Annotated in this window: 18 protein-coding genes and 1 pseudogene; 13 read left to right on the top strand and 6 right to left on the bottom strand. The window is 59.5% G+C overall.

The features are described from left to right. The gene (locus FJ434_RS30190) at nucleotides 1–219 is read right to left on the bottom strand and encodes a hypothetical protein (protein WP_246672780.1); all 219 of its coding nucleotides are present in this window, start codon (nucleotides 217–219) and stop codon (nucleotides 1–3) included. A gap of 696 nt (nucleotides 220–915) precedes the next feature. Here FJ434_RS30190 and FJ434_RS11775 point away from each other — a divergent pair. The 4 genes from FJ434_RS11775 to FJ434_RS11755 all read left to right on the top strand — a co-directional run bounded on the left by FJ434_RS11775 (nucleotide 916) and on the right by FJ434_RS11755 (nucleotide 4,756). Further along, complete coding sequence (locus FJ434_RS11775; protein WP_140747047.1) at nucleotides 916–1,191, top strand: hypothetical protein; 276 nt, start codon at nucleotides 916–918, stop codon at nucleotides 1,189–1,191. Nucleotides 1,192–1,382: 191 nt separating this feature from the next. Then, nucleotides 1,383–1,688, top strand: coding sequence for a hypothetical protein (locus tag FJ434_RS11770; protein WP_140747043.1), 306 nt, complete (start codon nucleotides 1,383–1,385; stop codon nucleotides 1,686–1,688). A 1,585-nt stretch (nucleotides 1,689–3,273) separates the two neighbouring features. Then, complete coding sequence (locus tag FJ434_RS11760) at nucleotides 3,274–4,095, top strand: Ku protein (protein ID WP_140508204.1); 822 nt, start codon at nucleotides 3,274–3,276, stop codon at nucleotides 4,093–4,095. Between the two features lie 67 nt (nucleotides 4,096–4,162). Continuing rightward, the gene (locus FJ434_RS11755) at nucleotides 4,163–4,756 is read left to right on the top strand and encodes an SOS response-associated peptidase (RefSeq protein WP_140747040.1); all 594 of its coding nucleotides are present in this window, start codon (nucleotides 4,163–4,165) and stop codon (nucleotides 4,754–4,756) included. A gap of 11 nt (nucleotides 4,757–4,767) precedes the next feature. On the opposite strand, the gene FJ434_RS11750 is transcribed toward FJ434_RS11755, so the two are convergent. Both FJ434_RS11750 and FJ434_RS11745 read right to left on the bottom strand, forming a co-directional pair. After that, nucleotides 4,768–5,031, bottom strand: coding sequence for a hypothetical protein (locus FJ434_RS11750; protein ID WP_140747037.1), 264 nt, complete (start codon nucleotides 5,029–5,031; stop codon nucleotides 4,768–4,770). After that, nucleotides 5,031–5,330 carry a hypothetical protein gene (locus tag FJ434_RS11745; RefSeq protein ID WP_140747035.1) on the bottom strand — a complete coding sequence of 100 codons (300 nt, stop codon included), beginning with the start codon at nucleotides 5,328–5,330 and terminating at the stop codon, nucleotides 5,031–5,033. The genes FJ434_RS11750 and FJ434_RS11745 overlap by 1 nt, the downstream gene beginning before the upstream one ends. A gap of 122 nt (nucleotides 5,331–5,452) precedes the next feature. Between FJ434_RS11745 and FJ434_RS11735 the strand changes: the two genes are divergently transcribed. The 5 genes and pseudogenes from FJ434_RS11735 to FJ434_RS11715 all read left to right on the top strand — a co-directional run bounded on the left by FJ434_RS11735 (nucleotide 5,453) and on the right by FJ434_RS11715 (nucleotide 9,397). After that, nucleotides 5,453–6,124 carry a hypothetical protein gene (locus tag FJ434_RS11735; protein WP_246675983.1) on the top strand — a complete coding sequence of 224 codons (672 nt, stop codon included), beginning with the start codon at nucleotides 5,453–5,455 and terminating at the stop codon, nucleotides 6,122–6,124. A 13-nt stretch (nucleotides 6,125–6,137) separates the two neighbouring features. After that, a complete protein-coding gene (locus FJ434_RS11730; RefSeq protein WP_140747032.1) occupies nucleotides 6,138–6,479 on the top strand; it encodes a hypothetical protein in 342 nt (113 codons plus the stop codon). 490 nt (nucleotides 6,480–6,969) lie between these two features. Continuing rightward, nucleotides 6,970–7,620 (top strand): DUF2867 domain-containing protein, encoded by a 651-nt coding sequence (locus FJ434_RS11725; protein ID WP_246678278.1) that lies wholly within the window; start codon nucleotides 6,970–6,972, stop codon nucleotides 7,618–7,620. A gap of 377 nt (nucleotides 7,621–7,997) precedes the next feature. Next, nucleotides 7,998–8,704: pseudogene (locus FJ434_RS11720) on the top strand (HAMP domain-containing protein); the annotation flags it as partial. 267 nt (nucleotides 8,705–8,971) lie between these two features. Next, nucleotides 8,972–9,397 (top strand): hypothetical protein, encoded by a 426-nt coding sequence (locus tag FJ434_RS11715; protein WP_140747029.1) that lies wholly within the window; start codon nucleotides 8,972–8,974, stop codon nucleotides 9,395–9,397. A gap of 386 nt (nucleotides 9,398–9,783) precedes the next feature. Here FJ434_RS11715 and FJ434_RS11710 read toward each other — a convergent pair whose 3' ends face one another. Together FJ434_RS11710 and FJ434_RS11705 are read right to left on the bottom strand one after the other, a co-directional pair. Continuing rightward, nucleotides 9,784–10,224 carry an ion channel gene (locus FJ434_RS11710; protein ID WP_140714524.1) on the bottom strand — a complete coding sequence of 147 codons (441 nt, stop codon included), beginning with the start codon at nucleotides 10,222–10,224 and terminating at the stop codon, nucleotides 9,784–9,786. Between the two features lie 383 nt (nucleotides 10,225–10,607). After that, nucleotides 10,608–11,015, bottom strand: coding sequence for a recombinase family protein (locus tag FJ434_RS11705; protein ID WP_348640966.1), 408 nt, complete (start codon nucleotides 11,013–11,015; stop codon nucleotides 10,608–10,610). A gap of 429 nt (nucleotides 11,016–11,444) precedes the next feature. Here FJ434_RS11705 and FJ434_RS11700 point away from each other — a divergent pair, with 429 nt between their 5' ends. Genes FJ434_RS11700 through FJ434_RS11690 form a run of 3 tightly spaced genes read left to right on the top strand, consistent with a single transcriptional unit; the run spans nucleotide 11,445 to nucleotide 13,293 of the window. Continuing rightward, on the top strand, nucleotides 11,445–12,065 hold the full coding sequence (locus FJ434_RS11700; protein WP_140508150.1) for a hypothetical protein: 621 nt from the start codon (nucleotides 11,445–11,447) through the stop codon (nucleotides 12,063–12,065). After that, entirely contained in the window at nucleotides 12,062–12,454 is a 393-nt protein-coding gene (locus FJ434_RS11695; protein WP_140508152.1) for a phage holin family protein, read from the top strand. The genes FJ434_RS11700 and FJ434_RS11695 overlap by 4 nt, the downstream gene beginning before the upstream one ends. After that, the gene (locus FJ434_RS11690) at nucleotides 12,451–13,293 is read left to right on the top strand and encodes a DUF3618 domain-containing protein (RefSeq protein WP_140714526.1); all 843 of its coding nucleotides are present in this window, start codon (nucleotides 12,451–12,453) and stop codon (nucleotides 13,291–13,293) included. Before FJ434_RS11695 ends, FJ434_RS11690 begins: the two co-directional genes overlap by 4 nt. Nucleotides 13,294–13,696: 403 nt before the next feature. On the opposite strand, the gene FJ434_RS11685 is transcribed toward FJ434_RS11690, so the two are convergent. Then, a complete protein-coding gene (locus tag FJ434_RS11685; protein ID WP_246675988.1) occupies nucleotides 13,697–15,139 on the bottom strand; it encodes a PLP-dependent aminotransferase family protein in 1,443 nt (480 codons plus the stop codon). Nucleotides 15,140–15,413: 274 nt separating this feature from the next. Between FJ434_RS11685 and iolE the strand changes: the two genes are divergently transcribed. After that, entirely contained in the window at nucleotides 15,414–16,322 is a 909-nt protein-coding gene (gene iolE, locus FJ434_RS11680; RefSeq protein ID WP_140747023.1) for a myo-inosose-2 dehydratase, read from the top strand. Nucleotides 16,323–16,330: the final 8 nt, after the last annotated feature.

Here is a 16,330-nt window from a genome sequence, read left to right as displayed (position 1 = left end):
CTACTCATTGCGCCTCAGCCCTTCGGGCTTTACCATGGCATGATGCGAGCATTTTGTGCACCAGGCCCCCAAAGTGTGCCACTCACGGAGGTCGCCAAGGGAAACATCCAAGCCGGCGTGAACGCTGCCATCGATGATCGTTTGCGGCGGAATCACGACCTGGCCCGGTGTGATGATCTTTTCCATGACATGGCGACTGTTGTAGTGGATCAGCAGCATGCCGGGGCGGCGCCGGATGGCTGCCTGCCAAGCGGCTGGCTGACCATGGCATCCGGAGACCGACACATGGTTTCGAGATGCGTCTTCTCATCTCGGTCCCAGATTCGATCCGGAAATTGTCTCCGGTCGTGTCTGCCATCTAGGGTCGCGCCTTGTGCCAGCCGCGAGAGAAGCCGTTGGAAACTGCCGCGCGCGCCAGCGCGAGCTCGCGCTCGATTTCGGCGTTCCTGGCCAGAATGTTCAGCAGTGCGATCACGGCGTCGCCGCGGCCACAGCAACGGCAACGGCATGCTGCGCCGCCATTTCCAGTTCCGACATAGCTTCGCCGGTCGGCTTGTTTTGGCGCTTTCGCATCTATCCTCCAATCGACACGACGGTACGGCGACCCGGCCTACATGCTTGGGAGGCGTGTAGCGGTGCCGGCTGGCCACCGAGTGCCGTGAGAACGAATAAGGAACATTTTCCTTGCCCGTCAAGACGGATCGTGGAATCTATCCCGCATGAGCGACGAACCGACGAGCTTGCCGATGGCATGACGCCGGCGCCGCGAGAGCGCACCAGAGCGCTCGGCCACATCTGCGAGCAAACCCGTTGCGCGAAGCATGCCGGGCTCGGTTTTGCCAGGCCTCGTCAGGACCCATACTGGTTCTCTTGAGCACAAAAGGGACGGCGAGCAGTACCTATAGGAGACATGCCATGCTTTACATGGACGAAAGCCATCAGCCTGAGTTGAACACAAACCTCGTCAGCGACCGGCCGGAAATCGAGAAGACCGTCAGGCGCGTGTGCAAGTTGCTGAACAAGCTGTCGCAGGACGGAGCGATTTATGCGCACGGCTGGGTCGGCGCCGAACTTATCAACAGCCCGGTCGGTGACGAGGAGAGGGCCATCGAGCTATCGCGGATCATCCAGCGACAGATCGAAAAAGAATTGCGATCGGTGCATAGCGCGAAGGGATCGTCGACCAACTAAATGGCGGCGGCCCGTTCGAGATCGCAACTAGTCGTGGTTATGGCTGTGGCGCAAGTCGGCGTTGCCGTGGTCTTCGGAGCGCGAATGTTTTGGTCCGGATAACTTGGCGGCTCTAAGCCGTGTCACCGGGGTGGCAAAATGCAAGTATTAGCACTTGCTTGACGAAGCCGTTGACCGCCCAGAATCATCGTATGGCTCAGGGCATCAAGATCGGCGATGAGGTCGCGATAACCGCAACCGTCCGGCGGCGGGTAACTGAGGACCACGTGAGCGTTTCCATCCCTTCTTATGGACAGCCGCATTCGATTGTCGATCAAACAGCGAAGGTGCAGAAGGGGCAGCACATCGAGCTGATTGGCAGCGTCACCCACATCGACGAAAATCACGTGACGGTGAACCTAGGCATTCCCGTAACCCTCGATGCCGATACCGCCAGACTGGTGACGCCCTATAAGCCTCCGACGCGGAAGACGCCACGGATGGATAAGGCCACATAGAAAGCCGCCATCAAGCGGGACGTCTCACCCGCCTGGAAATGGCCCGCAATAGGTCCGCTTCGTTCGTGGTCCCGGCATCGAAAACCTGGAACACTTCCCTAGCCAGGGATTCCCGTTGTTCCCTGTCTTTTTTGGCTAGGCGGCGCTCGCTACACAGCCGGTCAAACACCCGCTGGAGCTTATCCAGATCAGCGGGCCAGTAGACACTACTGTTGCTCGACCAAGGCATTGCCGCCGACCTCGGCGCGGCTTTGAGAAGACACCATTGAGGCAGCAGGAACCCGCTCCAGAACGCTACACGGAGCGGGTTCCTATTCCTATTCCTGACCACAGGGCGGGCTCAGGCAAGCGCTGCTGCGGCCAATGGAATTGCTGAAAGGGTGTTGCCTGCCGCGGTGGGAACGCAAGTAGGTCTTCCGGATGGCACCACCGCCGAATGGAGGAACTCCTCGGCACGAACAGAGTTGCCGACGCCGGGACATGGCCGGATTGAACCGGAGCCGGTCAAAGGCAGAGGCAGGGTCTGACAAGGCCGTTGCGTCCCACCCTCGCCCTCTCACGAGAAACCCCCAGAGCGGGGTTTTGTTAAGGCGACGCATGCAGCTTGCGTGACCCACAGGCATCGGCTCCCAACAGCGCATCGAGTATGATGGACATTGCGCTATCCTCCGTTGAACCTGACCATCAATGCACATCTCGGCGGGGCGCTTTTTGGCCTTCAGGTTCGATGGGAATTCCCCAGGTCTCTGCGTGGCTGAAGAGCCCGCACCGCTCCGGGCGGTGCGGGCCGACCAGAGATCGGGTCTTTGGTCAGCGACAGGCCGGTGCAACGCTGTCGCCGTTGGGTCAATTTTCAGCGACGGACAAGGTTCCGTGCTGCGAAAAAGCCGGCCACCTTTCGGCAGCGGGAGGGCTGGAGTGGTTGCGACGGGTTGACCGATTGAGGCCGAAGCTACGTCCAAAACTGTCGTGTTCTGTAAAGCGGTGGTCTATGCCCATCGCATTCGCGATTTGGGTGGTACGCAATTGGTCCATTTAATGATGTGATCCCTCCTCAACGTAGGTCAGGGCCGGCCGCAATAAACCCGCCGCCCCATTCACGGCAGCGGCGGGCGTCCCTAGGGATGAACCAAGGGACTGCCCGGGGCGGGGTGACCCAGGCTCATAGCAAGATGCAATTTCGGTGCCGAGTGAACTGTGCCGCCATTGAACACTAATGAAAAAGCCGGCCGCGTGGCCGACGGACTCGGAGGTGACTGCAGCTGAGGAATTGACCACCGCATGCTCAACATGCCGTGCCAGACAAGGTTCCGAGCACGAAGCCGGCCGGGTCGGAACGGGCTCCGATCACTCAACCTGAATCGGTCAATGCCACGCCGGATCTCGGCGGAACCGGTGAACGCGTGATCGGCAATGCCGTGAAGGGATATCGGCAACAGAGATGGGGAGGAAGTTGACAGCATTTTCGCGGTCATGGTCGATGCTGTCGCCAACCTCGCCCGAGATGGAGGAGTCTCGTGACACTTCGGCGGAACGGGTGACGACTTCGAGTGTTCTTACTGGCAGCAACAAAAGGAGCAACGTCATGGCGGCACCCCGAGCGGTTTGGAAGGGCTTCCTGAAGGTCGGGTCGGTTTCGTGCGGCGTGAAGATTGTCGGTGCGACCAGCGAGGCCTCCAAGATCCACTTCAAGATTTTGAACCGCGAAGATGGCCTGCCTGTCAAAAGCGCGTATGTGGATGAAGAGACCGGGGATGTCGTCGAGAGCCAGGACCAGGTTAAGGGTTATGAGGTGGACAAGGACCATTTCATCAATATCGAGCCTGACGAGATCAAGAAACTCAAGCTGACATCGGCCCACACTCTCGAGGTGGATTCATTTGTCGCGATCGAAGACATCGACACCCGATATCTGGAAAAGCCCTATTACCTGATCCCGGCGGACGGTGCCTCCCTCGAAGCCTTTTGCGTTCTTCGCGACGCGATGGCGAACAAGCGCGTGGCTGCGCGCTCTTGCGTGGTGCTCTACCAGCGCGGGCGCGAGGTGCTGATCCAACCTTTCCAGAAGGGGATGCTGCTGACCGAATTGCGCGCTCACAGCGAGATGACGTCGGAAAAGACCGTGTTTGAGGGCTTGAAAAGCCATAAATACGACGAAGACCTTCTTGAGATAGCCGAACTGTTGATCGACAAGAAAGTCACCAAGTTCGACCCGTCGAAATTCGAAGACACATATGAGGACGCGTTAATCGCCATGATCGACGCCAAGCGCAAAGGCAAAGCGCCGCCCAAGCCGGTGCCCGCACCAAAAGAGAATGTCGTCGATCTGGCCTCGGTCCTTCGCAAGAGCCTGGCCAAGGAAGGCATCAAGGGCGGCGCCAAAGCCAAGAGCCGAAAGTCGGCGTAGAAATGCTGGCGCTTGTCAAGCGTCCAGGTCTTCGTTCTGTTCCTGGAAGAACGCCGAAGGGGCTCCCATGTGCAATGACTACGAGCAGCACGTCCTCTGGGCCGAATATTGCCGGATGATGGCCTCGCTGACGTTGAAGATCCCGAACCATCAGACCGAACTCGATCTGTCGCAGGCAGACGACATTCGCATCAACGACCCAGCTCCAATTATGCGTGCCGGCGGCGGCGTCATAGAACTTGCATCGATGACGTTCGGGTTCCCGCCATCAGGACCGAAAGGGGGACCGGTGTTCAATTTCCGCTCGGAAGGCAGGCAATTCGCAAACAGCAACCGGTGTCTGGTCCCGGCGTCTGCATTCTTCGAATTCACTGGCATCAAGTATCCAAAGGCCAAACATCGGTTTACGCTCAACGGCGCTCCGTTTATGGCGATTGCCGGCTTATGGCGTGAGGGCACCGGCAACAAGCCGCCGACCTTCACGATGCTCACGACCGATCCCGGGGCGGACGTGGCGCCATATCACAACCGCCAGGTGGTTGTGCTCAAGCCTGAAAATTGGCGGGCTTGGCTCGATCTTACGAAGCCCGAGGCCGAACTCTTGCGGCCGCTTTCGGCCGGGGCGCTCTCGGTGGAGACTGTGCGGCCCGAAAGCGCGTGACACGGCGGCGCCTATTCCATGTCTGGCACATCGCCACTGACCAATAGCGTTGTGGGCGGACCGTAATCGCCTAGTGCAGGGTCGGCATCTCGGCTCCAGGCGATCACGCCAATATGCTTCGAGGCGAGCCCCTTGGCCATCCTGATCGCGCGCTCCTCGCTTTGCTGATCAGTCGGGCCATAGGCCGTGAACAGTTCGCCATCTTCACCGCGGTCGAAGGCCACGACAACGATGAGTTTCGGCTTTTTCTGGGAAGGCAGGCCGTGGTCGGACATCAATCCACCAACTCAAGGAATTGATAGTTCTCCGGCACCGCATCACTTGGCCAGTCAGCGCAGCAGGCTATGATTGCCGCCTTATTGGCGTCTTTCCAGATCGCCGCCGCTACATCCTCGTCCTTCGAGGGTGCTTCATCGTCGTCAAAACTGGAATCGTCCCAGTTTTCGAGCGCGAACATCCCATCCGTTGCCTCTTCCGCGGATATTCCCGCTGCGGCAAGGACAGCTTTGGCCGCTTCGATGCCGCGTTGCTTCTCTTCCGGCGAAGCGCCTTTGATTTCCAGCTGAAGCCTCATCACTCGCCTCCCGCGGCCAATCTGGTCAACAGTGAACGAAATAAGAACAAAAAGTCAAGAGCGGCCTTGACGAGGCAGGAATAGATTCCTTATTCCTGAAAGACATATGAGCAGGAAAGGCTATGGGAAAGCGCCAGAACGCGCCGGGCGGCGAAGCTATGTCGGATTTGGAAACCGCGGTGCAGCAGGCCATCGCTGCGGCGGGCGGCGATTGCGTAGTCGCACTGCTGCACGTTCTATCCAGGAAAACTGAACTCGAACGTGAGCTCGCGCTGTCGCGCGCGGCAGTTTCCAACGGCTTCTCTCGCGGCTGGCACAGGGGACGCGACCTGATGGCGAATACGGCCGAGGACAATTTCCGCATCGAAGTCTGGGACAGGGAGGAAAAGACCCATCTCGAAACAATTTCAACGTCCCCGGATGCGACAGTCAGCCAAGCCGCCTGGCAGGCTGCAATTCGCCGTCGACCCGGCATGCTGCTGATCCACTACAACAGCCGGCATGTCATGGAAAGAATCTTGACGCCTGGGGAGGTGAAGATCCCGCCACAGGCAATTGTCGACGGAAGCATTCATGCCGGTCTGGACGTCTCACTCGGGGACTTACGCGAATGGCACAAGCTGCGGGCGTGGTGCAAGACTTGCTCTCATCACGCCGAGGTGAAGGCGGCCGCGCTGATCGGGCGATACGGGAAGGCCGCGCTATTCAGTACCGTTGAGCGGGCGCTTCTCTGCACGAACTGCGATCGAGGTGGCCCAGTGAGATTGGAAATCCACAAACTTCCCCGGAACTGAGAGGATGTTCAAAATGCACGATCTGATCACTTTCTTCCAGACCAATGCGACTCTGGTGATCGCCAACCCTATAGCCTTTATGACTTTCGCAGTTCTTTTTGGAGGCGGAGGGTTCATCGTTGGCCGCTACTTTTTGACAGAGCGCATTGCAAACTTGGAAAGCCGGATCGCAAGGCGTGATGACGAAATCGAAGCCCTGAAAATTGGACGTAAGCGCAAGCCTGAAGAGCCGTCACTGATCCCAATAAAAGGCACTTCGGCAATTGAGAACGATGCAACGCCGCTGTTGGGACAATGGCCGGATCGGCGCCGGCCAGGAACACTGTCTGCGCCACCACGTCAGCGACGCGGCTAACCATCTGGTTGTTTAGGCTCGGTCGCCCTTAAATTCTGAAAGGGCCTGCGGGGAATTTCTGCGCGAGATATCGAACGACGCGCACATTGTTTATCAGGAAGCTTCGCGAACCTTTGCCGTTGCAGTAATCGAAGCCGACCGCAACTGACCGCCACCAGGTCCGAATGGACGACCTCCTGAAAGCTCACATCTACCGTACAAATTGGATGGTTGGGTAAGACGAACAAAGTCTGCAGACGATCCCTTGCTTTCCGGCCATTCGCGCAACCAGAGTACGAAGCTTCTAGCCATCGTGATGACCGGCGTGCCGCCGACAATTTTTGCTCAGCGGTCAGGTTTAAAGAAGCATTGAACTTCCTCAGCCTAGGCCGTGTACTTATTAACCAAGCGTCATGTGACTGGTGACGACATCCCGCTTTGCTCCTCTAGCGACGAAGTTCGTGCGGCAGGGCAGTATGTCGCGGTGGGCCAACAGCGGAAGTTCCTTGCTATGTTTGAGGGAGAGCCCTCACTCGTGCTATTGAAATGCACCACCTCTTCGCTTCCATTTTCCCGGGCGGAACATCTATGGCGCGCGTTGCTCGAGTCGATTTGCCGCAACGTTCGGTGCTTGAGCCGCTCTACGCCAAGGCGGGATTCGCTGACGCATTCGCGATCGCCTGCCGAGCAATGCGACGGGCGATGCCGAGCGCCTCGCCGCCCATATGCTTACGGGTCAGGCGCGGTGGGTTGGCTGGCTATAACTATAAGGCACACATTGGTTGCGGGGTTTGGCCTTAAGACATCGTCTGAGTTGCGCGATGACGTTGCGACCGACAGGATCGATTTCTTCCGGGTCTACGATCGGCGCCGTCATGAGATTGTTCTTGGCGAGGACGATCGCCATCTCGACTTCCGTTTGTCCGTTTTGGTCGAAGAGTCCGTTTCGTGCCGCCGACTCGTCGCTACAACGGTCGTGACCTTCAATCATTTGGGAGGGCAAGCCTATATTGCGGGAATTGCGCCTTTCCATCGCCTGATCGTAAAGTCGTCTTTGCGTCGAGCCGAGCGATCGGGCTGGGTGAACTGTGAGGTGGTGCGCCGCCGGCCTGGATCATGGCGACTCTCGAGGTCCTTCGCCTTGCGTTCAAGCGTCGCGTAGTCGTTGCCGTGTTGCTCAATTAGGTTGTGATGGCCGAGAACAACATTGCCTTCCGCTCCCAAGCGGCAACGGTACGGTAAATGTGGCAGGATGTGGAGCGGCGCGCGGCGACCCACGGGCGCCGCCTTAGGCTTCCAGCGTGGGGCCGTAGCGCCGCACCTCGGCGAGAACCCGCCTGGGTGAGACGCGCATTCCAAGCGCGCGCCGGCTGTGAACCCCCGGGACTACCGTTTCCCCCGCTTCCTTATTCTTGCAAGGAACCAATCGATGCATTCCACGTTGTCACCGTTGCGGCGAGGTGCATCCTGGCCGCGGGGGGCGGATTCATTAGATAAACAACATTTGCAAACCGCTGGGGTGGGAGTGGCAATGTGAGCGTGCAGGCATCAAGAAAGCAATTAGATCGCCGACAAGTTCTCAATTCCTTGAAAGCATTCAGACGGGGAGACTTCTCGGTCCGCATCGATAATGTTTATGAGGGTATAGACCCGACATCGCCGAGACCTTCAACCAGATCGTCGAACTGAACGATCAGGTGACACGCGAGTTCGAACGCCTGAGCAGGGTGGTGGGCAAGGATGGCCGGATCGGCGAGCGCGGCCATGTTCGCAATGCTACTGGCAGTTGGGAATCCAGCGTCCGGTCAGTCAACGACCTCATCGAAGACATGGTCCAGCCCACGGCGGAAGTGGCCCGCGTCATCGGCGCCGTTGCGAAGGGCGACCTGTCTCAAACGATGATGGTCGAAATCGATGGCCGACCGCTGCGTGGCGAGTTCCTGCGCATTGGCAAGATTGTCAACACTATGGTCGGGCAACTGGCCTCTTTTGCATCGGAGGTGACGCGTGTCGCGCGCGAGGTAGGCACTGAGGGAAAGTTGGGTGGACAGGCCCGTGTGAAGGGCGTGGCTGGCACATGGAAGGACCTGACCGACAACGTCAACGCTATGGCCACCAATCTCACTGGGCAGGTGCGCAACATTGCCGAAGTGACCACAGCAGTCGCCTCCGGTGATTTGTCAAAGAAGATCACGGTCGATGTCAAAGGCGAAATCCTCGAACTCAAGAAAACCATCAACACGATGGCGCCCAGTTTGTGGGGTTCTAGAAGCTTTTCGAACTTTCTGCCTCGCGTATTCCCGCGAAGCTTTGGCATGGAGGCCCTAACCCGCTGCGACGACTTTCTCTACGTCGCGTTGTTGCAACGGTCATCAGCAGCGAGCTTTCGGAAAATCGGCATGGGCGCAGAAACCAGCCCACGCAACGTACACCGATAACATGCGTTCTATTGGCAGAGCAGTCGCCGATCTGAGGATCAGCTTCATGCGCAGACAAAGCCGGAGGCGATTGGGATGACTAAGTTCAGAGAAGCCCTCGAGCGCGGCAAGACAGCCTACCACCAGCAAGAGCAGGATGCGAATGTCCCAGTGACGGACTTTGCCACCAAAGCCAGTGCTTGGCTAAACGATGTCGTTGTTGCCTCGTTAGAAGCGGCCAAGGCCGAGGTGGCGGGCGAGATGACGATCGATATAGACACGGCACCGCGGCGCCGTGGCAGAGTGTTAACGCCCGCTGTTCGGTTCCAAATCTTCCGAAAACCAGGATTGAAAAAGACGGCCAGAAGGGCATTCACCGTCAACGTTCAGCTAAGTGGAGAGGTGTCGGTTTCTTCACCGGGTATGGTGGCCGAGGCTGTTGGAAATCTGGGGGATAGGTCTGGGGAGAGGTTTCGCAATCTCGTCGTCAAGCTGATCGAAGACGTCGCTAGGGGCGTGTGACGGGGGAATACCCATGAAGGGCGTGCCGCTGCAGTGAGAACCATTAGCCCCGAGTTCGTCGCAGATTCGTTCCCTGGCGACCGGAGCCGATTTGGAAAGCTTTGAGGTAGTACGTACCCGGCGCATTGGGTCACGATTTCGAAGGAATGTCCGCCTCACCGTAGCGGCAGTTCGCGCCGCCTCAGAGACCAAGGCTCGGTAGGCGCCGTTCGAGAGTTTCATCAATCCGGCGCGGTCACAGATCTAAAGCGCGCCCGCTGAGGGAACCGTTTCTAGAGGCGCTCCACATTCAGAATAAATTCGTACTGTCTAGGGCGCTGTCGATTAAGGACACTGCGGATCGGTTGTGGCCTCCCGACCGAAGCCGACCGCGACGATCTCCGGCTCTACCTCCTCTTCCAAAAATTCTCCATGGACAGGTAGGTGAATGACGCTGTCCAGCTCAACAGCACCAGGCCGGTGAGTGCCTCTGAAGAGGCAATCAGTCGCATCGGTCCCTCGGCCCTGATGTCACCGACTCCCAGCGTTGTATAGTTGGTGATGGAGAAATACAGGAAGTCGATCCAGCCATCGGAGATTTTTCCGACGATTTCGCCTAACAGGCCGCAGCTATGAAGGCCCCAGAAGACGAAACCGTAGAACGTAATCTCGACAGTATGCGCGGCAAGCGCTCCAAAAATAACGATCAGCAATCGTCCTCGGCTCGGAAATCCGCCGATCTCGGCTGACCGGGCCGAGCTCGCGACCATTTTGAAAGCCTCATAGTGGACGAGAACGCACGCGATTGCCAGAACGAGCGATACGAGACTGACTGCGATGACGTTCATTATGGGTGCACCGTTTGAGGAAGGCTTCGTGTTGATCGCCCAAATCGGTGCCTGTGTGAAGGTCTGGTTTTCTGCGGCGCGGCTGATTGGCTCGTCCGGCTCGCCCCCAGGCCGCGGACAAGCGTTTGCCCGCAACGGTATTTCTTGCCGGCGTCGATACGATCGAGATCCATGGCAACGAATTCGCTTCAATGGAATTGACGCGCCAGAGAGCGCTCAACTTTGGCCTGGACGGCAGGCAGAGGAAGGATAAGTAGCGCAATGTCGTGTAGGGAATGAAGACAGATCCTCAAAGTGAACTTCAGCGGCATGAGATGCCTTGGCAGCTGCTTCGGCAGGTGTTGGTGGGTTGCCGAGCTTCATGCCGGTGGTCTTGCGCGAGGCTAGGGCGGCCTTGGTCCCGAGATCAGCCGCCGCTCCTTCTCGGCAAGCGCTGCGTAGAGGTGCCGCATGAACGGGTCGGCATCTGCGCCAAGTTCAGCCACGATGAACGGAACACGTTGCACCCTAAGCCCAGGGATGAAGGCAACGTTGCGCGACAATCGATCGAGCTTAGCAACAATGACCGGGCATTTGGCCCGGCGCGCGAGGGCGAGGGCCGCTGCCAGTTGAGGCCGGTGGTCGAGAGCATCCGAGCCTTTGCCCGTTTCGATCTCGGTAAACTCATCGACGATCGCAATGCCGTCGGCTTCCGTGCAGCGAGCCACGGCGGCACGCTGCGCCTCGATGCTAAGGCCTGACCGGCCCTGCCTATGAGTTGACAACCGATAGTACGCGACGGCGCTCGACATGGCTCAAACGTCCTGGGTGCCCTCGACAGCATGCGAGGCCATTGCCGGTGATGCTTTTCTGCTCGGTCAGTCCGATCGCCCACCGCTGCGCGCAGCTGGACAGTGTCTCGATAGGAGCGTGGGTCATTGCGGTCCTGGCATTCGGGTGGGCAGGTGGACCCTAACTTGGTCAAGCGATCTCTCTCAAGCGCACTTTGACGGTAGCTCAGGTGGATTGGCTCGGAAGCATTCTTTCTCACAAGGAACTTTCGGCCAACTCTCCCCGCGTTGCTCTTGGACCCAAAAAGCTCTTGGCCGACGGAACATCGCAGGTTCCATGAAGTTGGAGCAGCACGGAGGAACGTGCCATGAACAGTGTCATCTATCTTATCGGCCTCGTCGTTGTCGTGCTCGCGGTCCTCTCCTTCCTCGGTTTTCACTAGGTGACCCATGCAACGTAATGACGGCCAGGGCCGTAACCCCGCTGATTTCGACAAGGCGACAAGTGACGTTTCCGACAGACTTGCCCGGGAAAAAGAGCGCGCAAGCGAGTTGCTTCACGATGCCCGCGACGAACTGACCCGCAAGGCTGGCGACTACGCGACAGAAGCAACGCAGGTTGTTTCGGACAAGGCGCAGGAGACGCAGCGCGACATTGCATCGAGCTTGGCGGCGTTGGGCGGCGCGCTACGCGCGGCCAGCGATCACCTGGCCAACAATGATGAAAGGACTGCATCGAAATTTGCCTTGGACGCCGCCGGCGGCCTGGAGCGGCTTTCCTCCTCATTGAAACAAAAACCGTTCGGCCAGGTGCTTGAGGATGTGCAGTCCTTCGGCCGGCAAAACCCCGGTGCCCTGCTCGCTGGCTCCGTATTGGCTGGATTGGCGCTTGGACGGTTCATCAAAGCTTCCCCACCGACGAGCCCCGAAGCACCTCGGAGTGCCCCGCGAGAAGCCAACTCGCAGACCGTTCGAGCTGCTGATTGGTCGGCTGACAGGTCCCGAGCCTCCCGAGGCTATGGCAATGCCGATGACGCCCTGACTACGCAGGATGCGGAGCAAGACAGATGAACACTCAGGACAATCCCAGCCTCGCGACCCTAGTGACCGACTTGGCCCAGAACGTCACCACGCTGGTGCAAACCGAAGCCAGGCTTCTGCGGGCGGAGCTTTCAGAAAAGCTTACCAAAACGGGCGCTGGCGCCGCTGAGGTGCTGGGCGGAGCAATCTGCCTGCTCGCGGCTCTGATCGTACTGCTGCAAGCACTGGTCATCGCATTGACTCGGGCAGGGTTGGGCGCCGGGTGGTCCTCCCTGTTGGTCGGCGCGGTGGTAGCAATTCTTGGCGTCATCCTGCTGCGCACCGGGATGGCAAGCATGGCGCCTTCCGAACTGACTCCTGACCGGACGCAGGAACAGCTCAGGCGCGACGCGAATGTAATCAAGGAACAAGTGAGATGACCGACAAATCCGCAGCCGAACTTGAACGCGAGGCGGAGGCCGCGCGCGCCAGGGTAGTGGAAACCGCCGAATCCATTCGAGGCAAGATGACACCGGGGCAATTGCTGGACGAATTCACCGGCATCTTCTCCGGGGGAGAAAGTTCGGCCATGCTCGACAACCTGAGAACACAGGTCAGGGACAATCCCTTGCCCGTGACTATGGTGGGCGCAGGTCTGGCTTGGCTGATGCTGGGCAGCGGTCCGTCGAACGGCAGGCGCGACCCCCCGGCCGCGTATGCGGCGCCTACTCCCCCCAGCGGGCGTGACGAGGCGGAGGGCGGCGGCCTGGGCAGCACGCTCTCCGAAACCGCTGAAGCGCTCTCGTCGGCCGCAAGCAGCGTTGGCGCCACAATATCAGGAGCAGCAAGCGGGGCCGCCGAAGGACTGGCGAGCAACGCTGCCAGTGCAGGATCGACGGCTGGCGGGATGGCTGCGAAAGCCAGCCGCTCGGCACAGGAGCTATTGAATGATCAGCCCTTGGCTGTTGCGGCGGTCGGTCTCGCCATCGGCGCCGCGATAGGCGCCATGCTGCCCCATACCGCGATGGAGGATGAGCAACTGGGCGGATATCGCGAGAAGCTTCGCCAGACCTCGGAGAGCATACTCGAGCAAGGCGTCGATCAGGCCAAGCAGGTTGCCGCAGACGCCTATGAGACGATCAAGCAGGAAGCTGGACGGCAGGACACACAAGCAGGCACGGTGGCCGACCAGATTGGTGAAATCGTCAAGTCTGCGGCTGACACGACAGAGCAGTCCGTACGCGAAAGGGTCTCTCGTCCTCCAGAGCAAAAATCCTAGGTGTGTAGTCCCCAACTGTGATGGTGTAAAAACAGAGCTGGAGCCATCGGCGGTATTCTGGTCGGCGAACGTTAGGACAGCTTTTTCAACATTGGCCGATAGCTGCCCAACTAACCTTCGCCTGGGGTCGAGCCGGTTGCACAGCCTGCTCCAAGGGAGCAGCAAATTCGGCGCATAGCGGAGCACGCTGTGCAGCGGATCGGCAACGGTGGACCGAAGCGAAGCGGCAAGTCTCAACCTCCTTGTAAATCCTAGGGCCTGCCATTCAGTCCGCCCATTTCCGGATGTTTCACCCTTCAGAATAACCCGGACGTAGTTAGCACCGAGTAGTTGGCAATACTTGACCGAAACAGCGGCGGCAGTCTGGCGGCGCCAACCACCACTTCATCGCGGGCAGACGGGCTCACGGCAAGGTCCGTACGTGCTCGATGGCCTGGCGTAGACGTCGCATTCCCGCCTCGCTCTCGGCCTTGTTGCAGGCGGCATAGCCAAGCACCAGGCCATTGCCGGAGGATGACCAGTAATATTTCGACAGCGGCGATGCGTTGACACCGAGTTTGTCGGCACAATGCACGACCGCCCGGTCGTCACAACGTTCGTGAAGCGAGGCAACGACCTGGATACCGGCTTCCGCCGCCGAAAGAGTGATGTGATCGGCCAGTTCGGTCTCGCACAATTCGTAGAAAAACTTGCGTCGCTCGGCGTAAATGCGGCGCATGCGCTTGAGGTGGCGGCTCATGTGACCTTCATCGATGAAATCGGCTAGCGCCGCCTGAAGCACCAGGGGTGCGAATTGCCCGGTGGTGCTCAGCGCATGCGGAATGCCCTTGCACAAGGCGGCGGGCAAGACCATGAACCCCAGCCTGAGCGCCGGAAACAGCAACTTGGCAAAGGTGCCGACATAGATGACCCGGTCAGCGTAATCCATGCTCTGTATGGCGGGGACCGGCCTTCCCTGAAATCTGTACTCGCCGTCGAAATCATCTTCGATGATCCAGGAATTGTTGCGCTCGGCGATTTCGAATAGCCGCAGCCGCTGGTCCATGCGCATCGTGATCCCCAGAGGATGCTGGCAGGCGGGCGTCACGTAGATCAGGCGCGGTGAAACCTCGGGCTGGTTCATCTGCCAGCCGTCGCGGTCAACGACAAGCGGCACAATATTGGCGCCGGCGACCGTGAAAGTCGCCTTGGCCGCGTAATAGCCCGGTTCCTCCAGCCAGACCGTGTCGCCCGGATCGAGCAGCAGACGCGCCAGCAGATCGAACGCCGCCTGCGCTCCCGTCGTCACGACGATCTGTTCGGGAGAACACCGCACCCCCCTGGCCGAGATCAGATAGCCGGCAATCGCTTCCTTGAGCGCCGGCAGGCCGGTCACATGATAGGTACCGAACAACATGTCGGCGCCAAACGTTGCCCGGCGTGCGAGCAGCCTGCCCCAGACGCCAAACGGGAAGTTTTGCGGGTCCGGCATGCCCGGATGAAAGGCAAAGCGTCCCGGCGATCCGTGATGGAAGGGTTGCTGCATCAGGCTCTCGCCGCGCCTGGAAAGCGGGCGCTGGATTGCCGTGGCCATGGGTTTGCTGCCTAGATCGGTCGAGTTCACGGGCAGGTCGATGACCACCGGGCGCGCGCCCTGCCGGCTTGCGAGATAGCCTTCCGTCGCCAACTGGTCATACGCACCGACGATAGTGTTGCGGGCGAGGCCCAGATCCTCAGCCAGAGCCCGCGTCGATGGCAATTCCGATCCCGGCGCCAGACGACGCCCACGGATCATGGCGGCAATCTGCCGATAGAGCTGGCGATGGATCGGTTCATCGATTGTCCGATCGATAATCAGCGCGTCCATCGGAAAGGCTTGGCGCCTTCGCCTTGATATCTGCATCGGAAAGGCCTCGCGGCAAGAGAGCTGATCGAGCTTAAGCGAGCGCCGCGCCAATTGAAACTGGCACCTTCACTTCCCGTCAAACTGGCTCTCGCGATGGAGACAGATCGGCGCTTAGATGAAAAGAGACAGGAAGCGACGGGCCGGACAGACCACACGCGGAACGCCTTCACCGACCTGATTGGGTTCAGATGAGGCGCCGCCAGCAACGGCATGGCCTGTCCGATGAGGAGCGATGATGGCTGTCCGCATAGGCATAAATCCGATCACATGGAGCAACGACGACGTGCCCGAGCTGGGCGGGGATACACCACTCGAGGTCTGCCTTTCCGAAACGGCCGAAGCCGGCTATGCGGGAACGGAGCTCGGCGGCAAGTTCCCGCGTGCCAGCAAGGCGCTGGCTGCAGTTCTCGCGGCCTATGATCTTAAGCTGGTCTCCGGCTGGTACGATGGCCGGATCTGCGAAAAGGAGGTCGAAGAGGAGTTCGACGCCATCCTGCCGCATCTGACGCTGCTGCGCGACCTCGGCGCCAAGCACGTCGTCTACGCCGATACCTCGCGCGGCCGCCATGGCGCCATTCACGATCCGATCTCGCAGCGTCCCAAGCTTGCCGACGGCGAGTGGAAGTCCTACGGCAACAAGATCACGCGACTGGCCGAACGGTTCGCGGATTTCGGCATCGGCATGGCCTTTCACCACCACATGGGAACCATCATCGAGACCGATCACGAGATCGGCAGGCTGATGGCCAGTTCAGGGCAAGCCGTTGGCCTCCTCTATGACACCGGCCATTGCCTGTTTTCCGGCGGAGATCCCGAGACGTTGCTGCGGCGGCATGTGGGCCGCGTCGTCCACGTGCACTGCAAGGATGTGCGCCCGGATGTGCTGAAGCGCGCTCGCGCCCTGGATATGAGCTTCATGGGCGCGGTGATGGAAGGCATCTTCACCGTGCCGGGAGATGGGTCCATTGACTATTTGACGCTTTTGCGGCTGCTCGCCGACAATGGCTATGCCGGCTGGCTGGTGGTCGAGGCCGAACAGGATCCTGGCAAGGCTCATCCGCTTACCTATGCGACGATGGGCTATCGCAACCTGCGCGACCTGGCCCTCGAGGCCGGTTTCGAGGTCAAGGAACGGGAGAACTGATACCCTTC

The sequence above is a fragment of the Mesorhizobium sp. B2-5-13 genome (genome assembly GCF_006440535.1).
Classification (GTDB): domain Bacteria; phylum Pseudomonadota; class Alphaproteobacteria; order Rhizobiales; family Rhizobiaceae; genus Mesorhizobium; species Mesorhizobium salmacidum.
The sequence above is the reverse complement of the archived record's forward strand: the minus strand, read 5'-3'. Positions and strand labels throughout refer to the sequence as shown.